The 15,265-nt window shown below is 48.8% G+C and carries 13 protein-coding genes and 1 pseudogene; 3 read left to right on the top strand and 11 right to left on the bottom strand.

Features of this window, described 5'->3' with window-relative positions; all coding sequences use genetic code 11:
• The 4 genes from sdhA to ACLD4K_RS14715 form a co-directional block, all read right to left on the bottom strand.
• Window positions 1-1,767 carry a succinate dehydrogenase flavoprotein subunit gene (gene sdhA / locus ACLD4K_RS14730; protein WP_000775561.1) on the bottom strand — a complete coding sequence of 589 codons (1,767 nt, stop codon included), beginning with the start codon at window positions 1,765-1,767 and terminating at the stop codon, window positions 1-3.
• Window positions 1,767-2,114 carry a succinate dehydrogenase membrane anchor subunit gene (gene sdhD / locus ACLD4K_RS14725; RefSeq protein ID WP_000254356.1) on the bottom strand — a complete coding sequence of 116 codons (348 nt, stop codon included), beginning with the start codon at window positions 2,112-2,114 and terminating at the stop codon, window positions 1,767-1,769. Before sdhD ends, sdhA begins: the two co-directional genes overlap by 1 nt.
• Window positions 2,108-2,512, bottom strand: a complete 405-nt coding sequence (gene sdhC / locus ACLD4K_RS14720; RefSeq protein WP_000263340.1) for a succinate dehydrogenase cytochrome b556 subunit — start codon at window positions 2,510-2,512, stop codon at window positions 2,108-2,110. The genes sdhD and sdhC overlap by 7 nt, the downstream gene beginning before the upstream one ends.
• A gap of 393 nt (window positions 2,513-2,905) precedes the next feature.
• Complete coding sequence (locus tag ACLD4K_RS14715) at window positions 2,906-3,151, bottom strand: hypothetical protein (RefSeq protein WP_001539488.1); 246 nt, start codon at window positions 3,149-3,151, stop codon at window positions 2,906-2,908.
• Between the two features lie 100 nt (window positions 3,152-3,251).
• On the opposite strand from ACLD4K_RS14715, the gene ACLD4K_RS14710 reads away from it, so the two are divergent.
• Window positions 3,252-4,535, top strand: coding sequence for a citrate synthase (locus ACLD4K_RS14710; protein ID WP_000785811.1), 1,284 nt, complete (start codon window positions 3,252-3,254; stop codon window positions 4,533-4,535).
• 135 nt (window positions 4,536-4,670) lie between these two features.
• On the top strand, window positions 4,671-5,717 hold the full coding sequence (locus tag ACLD4K_RS14705; protein ID WP_023237461.1) for an AbrB family transcriptional regulator: 1,047 nt from the start codon (window positions 4,671-4,673) through the stop codon (window positions 5,715-5,717).
• Between the two features lie 54 nt (window positions 5,718-5,771).
• On the opposite strand, the gene nei is transcribed toward ACLD4K_RS14705, so the two are convergent.
• Together nei and ACLD4K_RS14695 are read right to left on the bottom strand one after the other, a co-directional pair.
• Complete coding sequence (nei, locus tag ACLD4K_RS14700) at window positions 5,772-6,563, bottom strand: endonuclease VIII (protein WP_411012068.1); 792 nt, start codon at window positions 6,561-6,563, stop codon at window positions 5,772-5,774.
• Between the two features lie 67 nt (window positions 6,564-6,630).
• Window positions 6,631-6,774, bottom strand: coding sequence for a hypothetical protein (locus ACLD4K_RS14695; RefSeq protein ID WP_411012067.1), 144 nt, complete (start codon window positions 6,772-6,774; stop codon window positions 6,631-6,633).
• On the opposite strand from ACLD4K_RS14695, the pseudogene ACLD4K_RS14690 reads away from it, so the two are divergent.
• Window positions 6,733-6,853: pseudogene (locus ACLD4K_RS14690) on the top strand (IS630 family transposase); the annotation flags it as partial. The gene ACLD4K_RS14695 and the pseudogene ACLD4K_RS14690 sit on opposite strands and share 42 nt — an antisense overlap.
• A gap of 97 nt (window positions 6,854-6,950) precedes the next feature.
• On the opposite strand, the gene ACLD4K_RS14685 reads toward ACLD4K_RS14690, so the two are convergent.
• The 5 genes from ACLD4K_RS14685 to ACLD4K_RS14665 are packed head-to-tail and all read right to left on the bottom strand — an operon-like array spanning window position 6,951 to window position 15,265.
• On the bottom strand, window positions 6,951-8,066 hold the full coding sequence (locus tag ACLD4K_RS14685; protein WP_411012070.1) for a glycosyltransferase family 4 protein: 1,116 nt from the start codon (window positions 8,064-8,066) through the stop codon (window positions 6,951-6,953).
• A gap of 9 nt (window positions 8,067-8,075) precedes the next feature.
• Window positions 8,076-9,221, bottom strand: coding sequence for a glycosyltransferase family 4 protein (locus ACLD4K_RS14680; protein WP_220536539.1), 1,146 nt, complete (start codon window positions 9,219-9,221; stop codon window positions 8,076-8,078).
• Window positions 9,222-9,267: 46 nt separating this feature from the next.
• Window positions 9,268-11,790: a glycosyltransferase family 4 protein gene (locus ACLD4K_RS14675; protein ID WP_411012066.1), complete on the bottom strand. Its 2,523-nt coding sequence runs from the start codon at window positions 11,788-11,790 to the stop codon at window positions 9,268-9,270.
• 10 nt (window positions 11,791-11,800) lie between these two features.
• Window positions 11,801-13,951: a methyltransferase domain-containing protein gene (locus ACLD4K_RS14670; RefSeq protein WP_411012065.1), complete on the bottom strand. Its 2,151-nt coding sequence runs from the start codon at window positions 13,949-13,951 to the stop codon at window positions 11,801-11,803.
• 18 nt (window positions 13,952-13,969) lie between these two features.
• Window positions 13,970-15,265, bottom strand: a complete 1,296-nt coding sequence (locus ACLD4K_RS14665) for an ABC transporter ATP-binding protein (protein WP_411012064.1) — start codon at window positions 15,263-15,265, stop codon at window positions 13,970-13,972.

Raw genomic sequence — 15,265 nt, 5'->3', positions numbered from 1 at the left:
TTAATAAGTACGAATCTTCGGCGGGAACGCCGGACGCAGTTTCGGCTCCATATTGACGCTTCGGCGCGTCATGGATTCCGTTTGCGGTTGATACAGGGTATGACACAACCAGTTGGCATCATCACGCTCCGGGAAATCGAAGCGGCTATGCGCGCCGCGGCTTTCCGTCCGGAAGTTGGCGGATACGGCAGTGGCGTAGGCGGTTTCCATCAGGTTATCCAGCTCCAGACACTCAACACGCTGGGTATTAAACTCGCTGGACGTGTCATCCAGACGGGCGTTTTTCAGACGCTCGCGGATCACTTTCAACTGCTCAAGCCCTTTCGCCATCGCGTCGCCTTCACGGAATACGGAGAAGTTATGCTGCATACACTCCTGCAACGCTTTGCGGATAGCCACCGGATCTTCGCCATTGCGGTTATTGTTCCAGCGATTCAGGCGCTCCAGAGAACCTTCAACGTCAGACTCGCTGGCGTCGCGCAACACGCCCTGCTCGGCGATGGATTCCTGTAAATGCAGCCCCGCCGCGCGGCCAAAGACCACCAGATCCAGCAGTGAGTTACCGCCCAGACGGTTGGCGCCGTGAACCGATACACAGGCGATTTCGCCTACCGCAAACAGCCCCGGAATCACCACGTCTTCGCCCTGCTCGTTCACGGTCAGCGCCTGACCGGTCACTTTAGTCGGAATACCGCCCATCATGTAGTGGCAGGTCGGGATAACCGGAATCGGCTCTTTCACCGGGTCGACGTGGGCGAAAGTACGGGACAGCTCCAGGATACCCGGCAGGCGAGATTCCAGCACCTCTTTACCCAGGTGATCCAGTTTCAGTTTAGCGTGCGGCCCCCACGGGCCGTCGCAGCCGCGACCTTCACGGATTTCGATCATGATGGAACGCGCCACCACGTCACGACCCGCCAGGTCTTTGGCGTTCGGCGCATAACGCTCCATAAAGCGCTCGCCGTGTTTGTTCAGCAGGTAACCGCCTTCGCCGCGGCAGCCTTCTGTCACCAACACGCCCGCCCCGGCGATACCGGTCGGGTGGAACTGCCACATTTCCATGTCCTGCACCGGGACACCGGCACGCAGCGCCATACCGACACCGTCACCGGTGTTGATGTGAGCGTTGGTGGTGGACTGGTAGATACGGCCTGCGCCGCCGGTCGCCAGCACCGTTGCGCGGGCTTTAAAGTACACTACTTCACCGGTTTCGATGCACAGTGCGGTACACCCCACCACCGCGCCATCCTGGTTTTTCACCAGATCCAGCGCATACCATTCGGAGAAAATCGTGGTGTGGTTTTTCAAATTCTGTTGATACAGCGTATGTAGCAAGGCGTGACCGGTACGGTCAGCCGCCGCCGCGGTACGTGCCGCCTGCTCGCCGCCAAAGTTTTTCGACTGGCCGCCGAACGGGCGCTGATAGATACGTCCATCATCAAGACGGGAGAACGGTAGCCCCATGTGCTCCAGTTCCAGAATCGCTTCCGGTCCGGTCTTACACATATATTCGATGGCATCCTGGTCACCAATGTAGTCCGACCCTTTTACGGTATCGTACATGTGCCATTCCCAGTTATCTTCATGGGTATTGCCGAGCGCCACGGTGATGCCGCCCTGCGCGGAAACGGTATGCGATCGGGTTGGGAACACTTTAGACAGCAGCGCACAGGTTTGGCCGCTTTGGGAAATTTGCAGCGCCGCGCGCATACCTGCGCCACCGGCACCAATCACAACAGCATCAAATTCTCTGACTGGCAGTTTCATTACACACCCCACACCACAACAAATCCATAGATGACGTAAACCACCAGCGCAACAACAATAACGAGTTGCAGTATCAGACGCACTGCCAGTGGTTTAACGTAGTCGGTTAACACCTGCCACATGCCGATCCAGGCATGAATCAAGATGGAAAAAAGCGCCAGCAGGGTGAAGACTTTGGTGAAGGCCGATGAGAAGAAACCGGTCCAGGCTTCAAAGGTCAGTTCGCCGCTCGTGGCGAAAAAACCCACCATGTAGATGATGTATAACGTCAGAACGATAGCGGTAGCACGGACCAGGATGAAGTCATGTACGCCATTGCGTCCTAATGCGGAGGCGTTGCTTACCATACGAGGACTCCTGCGAGAAGTGAAAGCACGACAGTGATAACAAAAGAGATTTTGGCAGAGCGTTGACCCGCTTCGAATGTTTCTTCCAGATAGCCAAAATCCATTAACATGTGACGAATTCCCACGATGACGTGATACGCCAGCGCGGTAAGGATGCCCCACATGATAAATTTAACGATGAAGCCGTCCATAATGTCGGCGGCCTGCTGGAATCCTTCCGGAGAAGAGAGGCTGGTGCCCAGTAGCCACAGTAGTATGCCGACGGCGATGAAAGTAATCACACCGGATACGCGATGGAGAATGGACGCTATCGCTGTGATGGGGAACCGAATCGTTTGTAGATCCAGATTGACAGGTCTTTGTTTTTTCACATTTCTTATCATGAATAACGCCCACATGCTGTTCTTATTATTCCCTTAAGACTTCGGTTACAGAGGTGAATCTACCTGTAGCCAGAAAGACGACGGGATTTCCTTCCTCCGGTCTGCGTGCGGGTCAGACAGCGTCCTTTCTATAACTGCGCGTCATGTAAAACACTGCTTCCAGTAGCTAAAACGACACGTTACAACGCTGGGTGGCTCGGGATTGCAGGGTATTCCGGAGACCTGGCGGCAGTATAGGACGTTCACAAAATCATTACAATTAACCTACATATAGTTTGTCGGGTTTTATCCTGAACAGTGACACAGGTCACGATAACAACATTTTTTTAATTTTCAATCATCTGATTTGACAAACATTAAACAAAATTGTTACAAACAACACCAGAAAAAGCATATAATGCGTAAAAGTTATGGGGTCACTCTTTCACCAGTTAATAAGTTATGCAACAGTACAATGATATTGACCCATTCTTTCAGGACAGTTATTAGTGATAGACAGGTTACATTACTCGGATTGCTACGTTCCTGATTTGCTGCTAATTCGAAATTAATCAATCCGTTACCTGCAAGCGCCCATTGCTCTGTACCCAGGTCATCCCCTCTTTCACAGAGCGGCGAGCCAAATAACAAACTGGTAACGGTTGATTGATGCATACACAGAATCTTCCCTGCACTAACGACGAGGAAGATGACGTGGAGAAGGCAAGTCTGAGTTCCGGCAGTCTTAAGCAATAAGGCGCTAAGGAGACCGTAAATGGCTGATACAAAGGCAAAAATCACCCTTACTGGTGACACTGCTATTGAACTGGATGTGCTAAAAGGTACACTCGGTCAAGATGTTATTGATATTCGTAGTCTCGGTTCAAAAGGAGTTTTTACTTTTGACCCTGGTTTCACCTCTACCGCATCCTGCGAATCTAAAATCACCTTCATCGACGGCGACGAAGGCATTTTGTTGCATCGCGGTTTCCCGATTGACCAGCTTGCTACCGATTCCAACTATCTGGAAGTCTGTTACATCCTGCTGTACGGCGAAAAACCGACGCAGGAAGAGTATGACGAGTTCAGAACGACAGTCACCCGCCATACGATGATCCATGAGCAAATCACTCGCCTGTTCCATGCTTTCCGTCGCGACTCACATCCGATGGCGGTAATGTGCGGGATCACTGGCGCGCTGGCGGCGTTCTACCACGACTCGCTGGATGTGAACAATCCGCGTCACCGTGAAATCGCGGCGTTCCGCCTGCTGTCCAAAATGCCGACCATGGCGGCGATGTGTTACAAATATTCCATCGGTCAGCCGTTTGTTTATCCGCGCAACGACCTTTCCTACGCCGGTAACTTCCTGAACATGATGTTCTCCACGCCGTGTGAAACCTATGAAGTGAATCCGGTACTGGAGCGCGCGATGGATCGTATTCTGATCCTGCACGCTGACCATGAGCAGAACGCCTCTACGTCAACGGTACGTACCGCAGGTTCAAGCGGCGCCAACCCGTTCGCCTGCATTGCCGCCGGGATCGCCTCCCTGTGGGGACCCGCGCACGGCGGCGCCAACGAAGCCGCGCTGAAAATGCTGGAAGAAATCAGCTCTGTTAAACACATTCCGGAATTTGTTCGCCGTGCGAAAGACAAGAATGATTCTTTCCGCCTGATGGGCTTCGGTCACCGTGTTTACAAAAACTACGATCCGCGCGCCACCGTGATGCGTGAAACCTGCCACGAAGTGCTGAAAGAACTGGGTACCAAAGACGATCTACTGGAAGTGGCCATGGAGCTTGAGCACATTGCGCTCAACGACCCGTACTTCATCGAGAAGAAACTGTACCCGAACGTAGACTTCTACTCCGGCATCATTCTGAAAGCGATGGGCATTCCGTCCTCCATGTTCACCGTGATCTTCGCCATGGCGCGTACCGTTGGCTGGATTGCACACTGGAATGAAATGCACACTGACGGCATGAAAATCGCCCGTCCTCGTCAGCTGTATACCGGCTACGATAAACGCGATTTTAAATCGGCGCTGAAGCGTTAATTGACAACCGGATGGCGACGCAACCCTCGCCATCCGGTACATTTTCCTTTTTTCTTATCCTCATTATTTTATTCTTACCCCGTTACTCTCTATGATTAATTAAGGTTTCGCTAAATATCATTCAGGGAGCATGGAATGCCGATTCTGCAGTGGTTTTTGCTGTTCCTGTTATCGCTGCTTATTTCCCTTATTTTTCTCTGGCTGCACCTTCCGGCGGCAATGCTGCTCGGTCCAATGATTGCGGGTATCGTGTTGAGTTTGCGAGGTAGTACGCTACAACTTCCGCGCGGTATTTTTCTCGCCGCGCAGGCGATTCTCGGCTGTATGATCGCCCAAAATCTAACCGGTTCGATATTGACCACCCTCGCCCTCTACTGGCCGGTCGTGCTTTTAGTGTTGCTGGTGACGCTGCTTTCCAGCGCGGTAGTCGGCTGGCTGCTGGTACGGTACAGCTCGCTGCCCGGCAACACCGGCGCATGGGGGTCATCGCCGGGCGGCGCGGCGGCAATGGTAGCGATGGCGCAAGATTACGGGGCGGATATCCGCCTGGTGGCGTTTATGCAGTATCTACGGGTACTGTTTGTGGCTGGCGCGGCGGTGCTGGTGACACGCCTGATACTCGGCGACAGCGCGGCAGCGGTCAGCCAACAGGTGATCTGGTTTCCGCCGCTTAGCGGTAATGTATTGACGACGCTGCTATTAGCGATCGTGGCGGGCATTGCCGGTCGCCTGATGCGTATCCCTTCCGGCACGATGCTGCTCCCCATGTTGGCAGGCGCGCTTCTCCATTCGCAAGGCATCATTGAGATTGAATTACCCGAATGGCTGCTGGCCGTGGCGTATATGGCGATAGGCTGGCGTATTGGGCTGGGTTTTGACAGACAGGTTTTTTTTATGGCGCTGCGGCCATTGCCGCAAATCTTATTGTCAATTTTCGCGCTGATGGCGATTTGCGCCGCGATGGCGTGGGGAATGGCTTACTACATGCAGATTGATTTTATGACGGCTTATCTCGCCACCAGTCCCGGTGGTCTGGATACGGTTGCCGCGATCGCGGCAGGAAGCAGTGCCGATATGGCGCTCATCATGGCAATGCAAACCCTACGGCTGTTCAGTATTCTGTTAACTGGGCCAGCAGTGGCTCGTTTTATTTCAACCTATGCGCCCAAACAACCTTTGTAGGGCTGATAAGCGTCGCGCCATCAGGCAATAGCCGCTCGCCGATGGCGGTTCCGGCTATTTCTGGCAATGCGGGCACCAGTAAAACGGGCGTGAGGACAATGTTGTCTTTTCAATAATGCCGCCGCACCGCTCGCACGCTTCGCCGTCACGGTGGAAAACCTTAAAGCGAAACAGTGCGCCATGATGTTTGTTTTCATCCGCCTGACCGCGAGTCGTGTAGGACAGGCGCGGAATATCCAACAGCGCGTAAGAAAGCGCATTCAGTTGCGCCTCGTTGAGATCTTTCGCTTTATGCTGTCCGGTTAACCCTACCTGCCAGAGGATTTCAACGCGCAGATAATTCCCCAATCCCGCCAGAAAGCCCTGATCCAGCAACAGTCCGGAAAATTGTCGGTTGCGAAAACGCGGCGACAGCAATCGAGCTTTAACCTCTTCCGGAGTGAGACGCACGTCCAGCACATCCGGGCCGACTCGCTGTAAAAAGGGGTGTGTCGTGAGCTGCTCTGCTGTCAGCATTTCGATATCAGACGCGCTATAAAGCAGAATAGTTTTATCCGCCGTTTGTAGCCTGACGCGCAATATACGCGTGGTCTGTGGTATTTCACCGGTATCGATCACCCGCCATACGCCATAGAGTTGGTTGTGGCTGTAGAGCGTCAGGCCATTTGAAAAGTGGGTCAATAACGCTTTTCCCCGCGTCTCTATCCGGGTAACAATTTGACCGGTAAGTTGCGATTCATACGGTTTTAACTGTGCAAAGGCAAACCAGACATCGGTTAAGGGTTTGCCTTTGATTGCCGCCTCCAGGTTATCCGCCGCACGACGAATTTCCGGGCCTTCAGGCATGATAATATCCTTTGTTAACAGGTGATTAAGGGGCTGCGCCGCGCACTATGATAACATCGTCTTTCAGCTACAGCGCCGTCGCTATCGCTTTGATCATGATATTTTTTATCCGACAACTCCAGCATCGCTGCTGGAACGTGCTAAAACCGCCGCCATTAGCATCATCAACGTCCTGTGGCAGGCGCTTCACAACATAATAACGTGTAATCATCAGTGCCGTTCAATGTGACAGTTGTTGAAAAAATTGCCATTTTATGGAAACCATCAATCCATTCCCCGGAGTTAAATAAGTGAAGTGAAACGAACTACTTCTTTTTTTAACTTTGTAATGTACATTACATATATTCATTAATGTCCTATTCCGTCATGACAGCGGTAACGGGCAGATCAGGTTTTTTGTTCCAGTAAAGTGAGATAGAGATTAACGTAAGCATCAATCATATGCCTGGCCGTAAACATCTTCTCAAAGCGATGACGTGAGTTTTCGCCATAGCGCAGGGCGATCTCATCGTTATGCCACAATTCATTCATCGCCTCCACCAACGCAGCGCTGTCGTGCGGTGGGATCACACAGCCGTTAACCTTATCAAGGTTGATAAATGATGTTCCGGTACCAATCTCGCAGGAGATAAGCGGCCTTGCAAATCGCGCACCTTCCAGCAGAGTGATGCCAAAGGCTTCAGATCGCAGATGCGATGGAAACACGACGCCACGGCAAAGTTGAAAGAGAATATATTTATCCTCATCATTGAGCCTGCCGGTAAAAATGACGTTACGCAGCCCGCGAAGTTTCGCTTCACGTAGCACCTCGGTTTCCAGCGGCCCGCCGCCAACGATGACAACCGCCAGTTGGCTTTGTTCAGCGGCATCCAGCAAAATGTGCAATCCCTTGTAATAGCGAAAAGTGCCGACAAAGAGGAAAAAATTCTCGCCAACCGTTTTGCGCCAGTGTGCCAAGCGTAGCGGGTCGTGCTGAATATGATACTGTTGCAGACCAAAAGGTATGACCACCGTTTTGTCCAGGTATTGTTGTAACGTCTGGCTGGAAGCCACATAGTTAGGAGATGACGCCACAATACAATCAACGCTTGAAAGAAAGCGATGCTGTAATGGTTGATACAACTTCATTAACCGCTTTTGTTTCACGATATCAGAATGATAAGTGACTACCGTTTTGGCATCCGGACGTGTGCTCAGATGCAAAATATCCATAAATGGAAATGGGAAATGGTAATTAATAATGTCGTAGTTATCTTTAATTTTTTTAAACCGCTTTATTGCCTGTAGGGAAAACGGCGTGGAAGCGACTTCAGTTAATTGCTTATTATAAATGACCCGATGATCCTCATAAACAACAGGGCCAGTATTTTTATCCGGACTAAAAGTAAATACATCGGTAGATATTCCCTGTTGGGCAAGGCCCTGAGACAACTGGTAAATGACCTGCTCAATACCACCATAGGTATCAGGATAATAGGTCTTATAGACGTGTAAAACTCTCAACATATACCCTTAAATCAATTTATAGGCATTGATGGTCTGGGCTGCGCAGTTTTCCCAGGAAAACTGCCGGGCCTGAACAAAACCGCGTGCTATAGCCGTTTTCCGCCACTGTTCATCCTGTAGACTTTGTAAAATATGAGCACTTATCGCATCTATATCATTGGGTTCAGATAATAACCCCGCGTCACCGGCTACTTCAGGCAGAGAACTAACATTGGAACTCACGACCGGAATACCGCAGGACATTGCTTCAAGAACAGGTAATCCGAATCCCTCATAAAATGAGGGGTAAATAAAAGACCTGGCTGCTGCGTATAAATAAGGAAGGTCATTATCAGGAACATAGCCTAAATAGCGAAGCCAGCCTTCACGCTTACTCTTTTCGACAATCTGCCAAAGAGTATCGTCTTCCCAGCCGTGATAGCCACACAGGATTAAAGGATATCGCATACGCGTTTCCATCGGCAGCATCTGGTATGCCTGCAACAGGCCGCGAATATTTTTTCGCGGCTCCAGAGTGCCAATATATAGACCATAACATTGCCACTCCAATTGATATTTTTGTAGTACAGCCTGACATTCCATCTGACGACGTGGAATATAATCACTACTGCAGGCTAAAGTGGTTGTAATAATTCTCTCTGATGGATAATTGAACATGCGTATCATTTCCTGACGGGAAAAGTCAGAAACGGTCAAAATCAGTTTTGCCGAGGATAAACTTTCGCGCAGCGATTTCTCCATATAACGAACACGATCTTGCGGATGATACTCCGGGCAGGTAAATATCGAAATATCATGGAATGTTGCCACTGCGCGCTCAAGCCGATATGGTAGGTAAAAATTAGGACCGTGAAAAATGTAATCTTTATAATTACGCAATGCCCATGCCTGATGCCGTGGGTGCATCATAAAATAGGCGTCAATCAGTAATGGTTGACGACGCAAAAAAGCTGACAATCGATGATGATTGTTTTTTTTATTATCCCCTTTATTTCCAGATAATGGTATTTGATCAATAAATGTAGTGCCGTGAAATAGCTTTAACTCTTCAATCTCACTAGCGACAGCAAGTTGCTTAACCAGTTCAAAAGAATAGCGGCCAATACCCGTTAATGGATATTTAATAGGTTCAGTTGCAAATATTATTTTCATAATCAGTTCATAGCAGGACGGTACCAACCGCCCCGCTTGAAAGTAATTATTTATTCACGGCAGGTGATATAATTGGTAGATTTTCCAACAGAAATTGAGTGCTCTGCTTCCAGGTTAACCAGTTTATATTTTCTGAACGAGGATGAATATTTTGTTCATAAAGAATTAACCATTCTTCAATAGCTTTAGCAATATTTTCCGGCGCCTCACCGGAAAAATAAAATGCGTGCTGTTGAGCAATCTCTCTAAATACTGGGATATCACGAATAATCACCGGTAGTTTTTTCTGTGCCGCCTCAATCAACGGTAAGCCGAATCCTTCTCCTAACGAGGCGAAAATCAGCGCGCGCGATTGTGTATATAGTTTCGATAAAAACTCATCGCTAATGTTCTGTAACCAGAACAGTTTTTTATTTAGTTGCGGGTGATGGCGTAGGCGTTCGCACAGCGCGTCAACTTTCCATCCCTGCTTACCAATAATAAAAAGATTATCGTTTTTACCCTGCTGCCACAGTTGCTCAAAAGCGGCCAGCGTTTGCGCATGTCCCTTCCTCGGCTCTATAGTGCCAACCATGATAAAAGACGGCTCAGCCGCTACTTTTGCCAGCAACTCATCGGCGTTTTCCGGCATACCCGTTGAGGGTAAACTATTATCAATGTCGGCACCGAGATGGAAATTACTTATCTTCAATAAGGGGTTAGCATTTACCCAGTGGTTGTTTTCGGCAATCCAGAGCTTTACGTCTTCCGCCACGCTCGCTGAGACGCAAATCAGTCGGTCGGCATGCTCCGCAAGGCAGGATAGCCAAATTGGGAATTCGCGTTGAATACCTTCAACACTCCATTCGGGCCGTCTTAGAGGTAAAATATCGTGCATCAGGAAACAGACGAATGCGCCAGCCGAGCGGATATAATCAATTGGTGTAGCCCCTTTCGAAAACAAATGCTCAGTCCGATCGGTAACAATGAGAATATCATCCTTACTGAATAACACGGGCTCATCAGAAGCGAATTCACAGTTGAAATGCCTGGAAAGATAGGCGTTAGCGTAGCGGTAGCATTCACCAGGCGTGTAGTAAACAGCGCTGACCTCATACCCTTCTACACCAGATTTCAACAGCTCGCTAAGAATACTACGCGATACGCGTTGAATGCCGGTCTTTGCATCGTGTTTCACTAATACGGAAATATCCACCAACAGCTTGCGCTGATGTTTTTTAAAGCTATTACGCGCTACCGCCCACGCCAGGCCAAGGCGATCAACCTCGCTCAATACATCAATTTCCTGTATTGCTGCAAATCGGGAAGCGCAAATATCGGCAACAGAAAGCGGAACGTGGTCCTTTTTCTCCATCAGTAATCGGCTAAAACCGTCGATAGCCAGTTTCGCCGTATTAGCCCAGGAAAACTTTGCCGACTGCGTTAACGCGTGTGCTTTCAGAGCAATGAAAAAGGCGTCATCGGTAAGGGCTTTTTCCATCAACTGACGAATATCGTTCACGTCCCGCGGATCGAACATCGCCTCATCCCAGCCGATAACTTCCGGCAGGCTGGTTACGTTAGAGCCCAGCGTCGCAGCCCCGCAGCGCATTGCTTCCAGCGGCGGCAGGCCGAACCCCTCATGCAGCGATGGAAACACAAACAGCTTGCATAACGTATAGAGAGCAATCAAATCGTCATTAGCCAGAAAGCCGGTAAAAATAAGCTGATTACGAGCTAATCCATAGTTCTCCGCCAGGGTTAAGATGCGTTCCAGGTCGTCCGGATCCACCTTGTATGCCAACACCATTGGATAACGTTGCTGCAGGGATTTTGGTAATTGACTATAAGCCTTAATTAACGCTTCGATATTTTTTCGCGGCTCGATCATCGCCAGGGTTAAAATGTATTCATCAGGAAGTTTATACTTTTTTTTCAGGACTAAAATCTCATCGGCCGAGTACTCCTGGGGGCCAAACTCTTCGCCAACCGCAGAAGAGATATGGTGCACGCGAGATGCGGGAACATTTGTATATTCAATAAGCTCCTGCGCTGCGGATTGTGAAATGGCAAAGAAGGCATCAGCCTGTTCAAACTCTGCGAGTTTATTCATATAAAACTCGCGGAAATTAGGATCGCGAAGATAGTGCTCCGAATTGAGCAACGGAATCAAGTCATGGCATACACAAACTGTTTTCCACGGCACGTTATCAACAGGTATGGAGACAGTGTAGTTATCACTATGTCCTTCAAATAAATTAATGATGTAAACGATATCAGGATTAATATTAGCGATCGCTATGTCTCTCGCCGCCAGCGCAGCTTTGCTGCGACCATGATTATCGGTATTACAATAGGCGGTTGGGCCAGCCGCGGAAAAGATGAACATATCCTCATCAGCCAGGATATCGTGGTAGGCTTTTTTGACATTATTAATATTGTCAATGGGGTACATGCCATTTATCAAAATACTAACGCGGTGTCCTTCTGAATTTTGAATAATGGCACGGCTCATAGCCAGAGTACTACGTCCGATTCCGCGGAATCTACTTTCCGACTGGTATCCCTGGACATCAATCAAAATGTGCAAGGTGATCTCCTTAATTATTTTTAGTTAGTTTGAGATAAATTTCATGGACTGCTGGCGGCAACATTTCAGGATGCAATACCTGTAACTCGGTCTGCGCAACCTGCTGCGTGCTGGCCTGGTACTGGCTATCCGGCAACGGATTCATTCGGCGGTAGAGCTGGTATGCGGGTTGATAAAGTCCTAACTTATGTAAAGTGTTTACCGCGTTATACTTCACTTTGGGATGTTTACGCAGGAACGAAAATGCAAACTGTAGGATTCGTTTTACCAGATGTTTACAGCGCTGGCTAAAACCATACTGCCGTAGCAAATGAATCTGTAGGCCGGCATAACGGTAACAACGGGTCATTCGCCATGAACGGCTGCGATGAATTTTGTCTATTTCATGGCGCAACTGATGTTTTACATTTTTTAAATGATGAATATCTTGATGGGCTGCCGCCAGCTTCTCCTGTAATATCGCTGTCTCAGGCGGCAACGACACAGCTTCCGCTGGCTGGCACCGGGCCTGTTGTAGTAAATTATCAAGCTGTTCAACGTGTTCAATAAGCCATTTCAGCTCGCTTTCCCCCCTCCTGGAACCAGCCCCGGCCATGACAGCGATATCAGATTCTGTCTTTGTTTCCGTCAGCGCAGCCATATCGTGCTCAAGCTGGATCATCTGCGTATTAAGTTGATACATCTGCTGACTCAGTTGTTCACAATGAGCCACCTCGTTACGCAGGCGGGTTTGGCTTTCCAGCAGCACCGTCTCCTGGGCGGTAATCCATTGCTCAATGGCGCTGATATTACTTTCCGGCGCCGGAAGCCGATCTTTGGTTTTAAACAACTGTGCCAACAGGGTAAAACTCCACGTATCAACTGGCTTTTGCCATACGGCGTATAACCAATTTGACCAGGGTTGCGGTAAATTAAAGGGGTGCAACGGCGCGGAACGCCATAATCCCTTCCAGCTTCGCTGTTCATCAAACAGTTCATTTACAAAAATGAAAAAGGACTGAACGATATTTGGCGGCCAACTACAGTCGCGCGGGATTTTAACGATAGATCCAAAGTCAATCAGAAAGGCCTTTTGCTGACTATCAACCATTACATTCCAGAGACGGATATCATCGTGCCATAGTCCTTGTTTCTCCAGCTTAACCAGTTCCATGAGCAATGACTGCAGAATTTTTTCACGATCGGGGGTTTCACCAGCTCTTAGCATATCGCTTAACAGGCGACCTGATAATTTCTCCATTACCAGCCAGCCAAAGTGATCATTATTGCCATACGCCAGCAACTTAGGTGCTTTAAAACCTCGCGGCGGATGGGTAAGTATTTTCGCTTCGTTGTTTAACTCTTCCCGATTGCGCTGTCTCTCTTCGACGGTTAATAAATCGTCAGGAGTATTATAATAGAAAAGCTTACAGATATAATTTTCGCCGAAATAATAGCGTCGGCTCTTTTTATGCGCAAAACCAGCTCCCGCATACGGGTGATCCTGCCAGCGCTCAAATGGCTGGTTGAAATTCTCCAGTATCACATGAGTATTGCTTATCAGGAACATAGGTCGCGGCACGGGAGAAAGATGGGTATTAAACTGCCCAATCACGCGATAAAACGCGCATTGTTCAATCAATTCACGGGGATCATGCGGCTGAGAAATATACCAGAACAATGGCTCTTCTTTTACCGCTAACTCAAGGATCATCGCTTGTGTGCAGTCGGCCAGGCGCGACAGTAACCGTTTAACTTCTTCCACACCGTGGAGATGTACAATATGGTGGAAAACACTCAAACCAATAGCAAGATCGAACTGGTTCACGTTTAACGCCGCGATGGTATCTTCAATACGTCCAACCCGGAAAGTAACATCTAACACCGGGTACTCATCCGCTAAGGCCTGACAAACAGTAATATTTTCCTGTTGAAAATCTATACCAACAACGCTTGCCCCCCTGCTGGCGAGACTAAGGCTGAAGAAGCCCTGAGCACAGCCAAGATCGAGCACTCGCAATGGTCGACCCAGTTCACGAGATAAATGGTCGTACTGCTTAGTAATCAGCGCCAGTCTTTCATGGCAGTCACGCACAGCTTCGCCATCCCATTCAGGATGACCAAAAATTGTCTGATAAATTTCAGGTAGCTCGCTAACTAATTTATCTAAGTTAGTAGTCATGTAATTGTAATCTCAACTTCACTGGTAACTATTAAACGTTGCCTTAAGATCGATAATGCCCCAGAAATCCATACTCCTGGTGACATGTAATATGATGGAGTCATAGCGCCTGTCGAGTGGGGTCATATCGGTTTGCGGATTCCCTTCGGAGATACCGAATGAGAGCAAATAATCACTGCTGTTCAAGTCGACAGGAATGCTGAATTTAAATACGCGGATATCACCGCGGGATACGGAAATATTTTCGCGCCCTTCAGATGCGAGAAAAGAATTTGTGCCATACAGAAATAACCCATCAAGCGTTTTAATCAATAGTCCCGGCACTACACAGTCAAAATCGTGTTCAAAAATGACCTTCATTATAAAATCGACTTGCTGATTGCCGATAAGCGAAGGTGGAAAATCTTCGCCATTACTCTGAATAAGATAATCAATGATTTTCGCTCCACCCTGCCCCCAACGATACTCTTCCGGCCTGTAGCCCGGACGAGTGTGATAAACATCAGAAATCTTTTCCGGAGACATTTTTATGGCCGGGTCACTGATCCAGCTTTTATTCTTTGTCCGGTTGGACGCAGCCTTACCAGGCTTACCGAATAGTTCGTCCAGGTAGCGGTTAGTTACATCGCGCGCCGCACCATCCATACAAATATCACCATCTTTCAGGAAAATGGCACGTTCGCAGTGCTTAACGATATCGCCAGCACTGTGCGAAACCAGCAGCAGCGTAGTGCCTCGTTTTTTGAAATCAGCGATACGCGCGTAACATTTTGCCTGGAAACGCGAATCGCCAACCGAAAGCGCTTCATCAACAATCAAAATATCCGGACGTGCCGCCGTAGCGACGGCGAAAGCGAGGCGCATAAGCATACCGCTTGAATAGATGCGCGCAGGCTCATTGATATAATCACCAATATCGGCAAAAGCTTCGATTTCCGGCAGCAAACGCTCGATATCTTCTCGGCTTAGCCCCATCATTAGCCCGGACATATAAACGTTCTGAGTACCGGTAAAATCAGGATGAAACCCCATCCCTAATTCAAGTAGCGCTGCAACTCTTCCCCGAATTTCAATAGAACCTTTCGTCGGTTGCGTAGTACCAGTGAGTAATTTCAACAGAGTACTTTTCCCTGCACCATTTACGCCGACAATACCCACAGATTCTCCCGGCTTAATGGTGAAACTAATATCTTTCAGTACCCATTTTTTACTGTGCTGCGGTTTATCTCCAGGCAGTAGCTTCTCAATCACCCGATTCCATTTTGATGAATAGTATTTATACGCCTTACCGACGTTTCGAACTTTAATACTCAT

Origin of the sequence: Salmonella sp. 741265055_HSA (genome assembly GCF_046569525.1) — a bacterium.
In the GTDB taxonomy this organism is placed as follows: domain Bacteria; phylum Pseudomonadota; class Gammaproteobacteria; order Enterobacterales; family Enterobacteriaceae; genus Salmonella; species Salmonella enterica.
The sequence above is the reverse complement of the archived record's forward strand: the minus strand, read 5'-3'. Positions and strand labels throughout refer to the sequence as shown.

What these genes read in the sequence shown, in the direction of transcription:
- sdhA (WP_000775561.1), bottom strand. Translation starts at nt 1,767, where the DNA reads ATGAAACTGCCAGTCAGAGAATTTGATGCTGTTGTGATTGGTGCCGGT.
- sdhD (WP_000254356.1), bottom strand. Translation starts at nt 2,114, where the DNA reads ATGGTAAGCAACGCCTCCGCATTAGGACGCAATGGCGTACATGACTTC.
- sdhC (WP_000263340.1), bottom strand. Translation starts at nt 2,512, where the DNA reads ATGTGGGCGTTATTCATGATAAGAAATGTGAAAAAACAAAGACCTGTC.
- ACLD4K_RS14715 (WP_001539488.1), bottom strand. Translation starts at nt 3,151, where the DNA reads ATGCATCAATCAACCGTTACCAGTTTGTTATTTGGCTCGCCGCTCTGT.
- ACLD4K_RS14710 (WP_000785811.1), top strand. Translation starts at nt 3,252, where the DNA reads ATGGCTGATACAAAGGCAAAAATCACCCTTACTGGTGACACTGCTATT.
- ACLD4K_RS14705 (WP_023237461.1), top strand. Translation starts at nt 4,671, where the DNA reads ATGCCGATTCTGCAGTGGTTTTTGCTGTTCCTGTTATCGCTGCTTATT.
- nei (WP_411012068.1), bottom strand. Translation starts at nt 6,563, where the DNA reads ATGCCTGAAGGCCCGGAAATTCGTCGTGCGGCGGATAACCTGGAGGCG.
- ACLD4K_RS14695 (WP_411012067.1), bottom strand. Translation starts at nt 6,774, where the DNA reads ATGATTACACGTTATTATGTTGTGAAGCGCCTGCCACAGGACGTTGAT.
- ACLD4K_RS14680 (WP_220536539.1), bottom strand. Translation starts at nt 9,221, where the DNA reads ATGAAAATAATATTTGCAACTGAACCTATTAAATATCCATTAACGGGT.
- ACLD4K_RS14670 (WP_411012065.1), bottom strand. Translation starts at nt 13,951, where the DNA reads ATGACTACTAACTTAGATAAATTAGTTAGCGAGCTACCTGAAATTTAT.
- ACLD4K_RS14665 (WP_411012064.1), bottom strand. Translation starts at nt 15,265, where the DNA reads ATGAGTATTAAAGTTCGAAACGTCGGTAAGGCGTATAAATACTATTCA.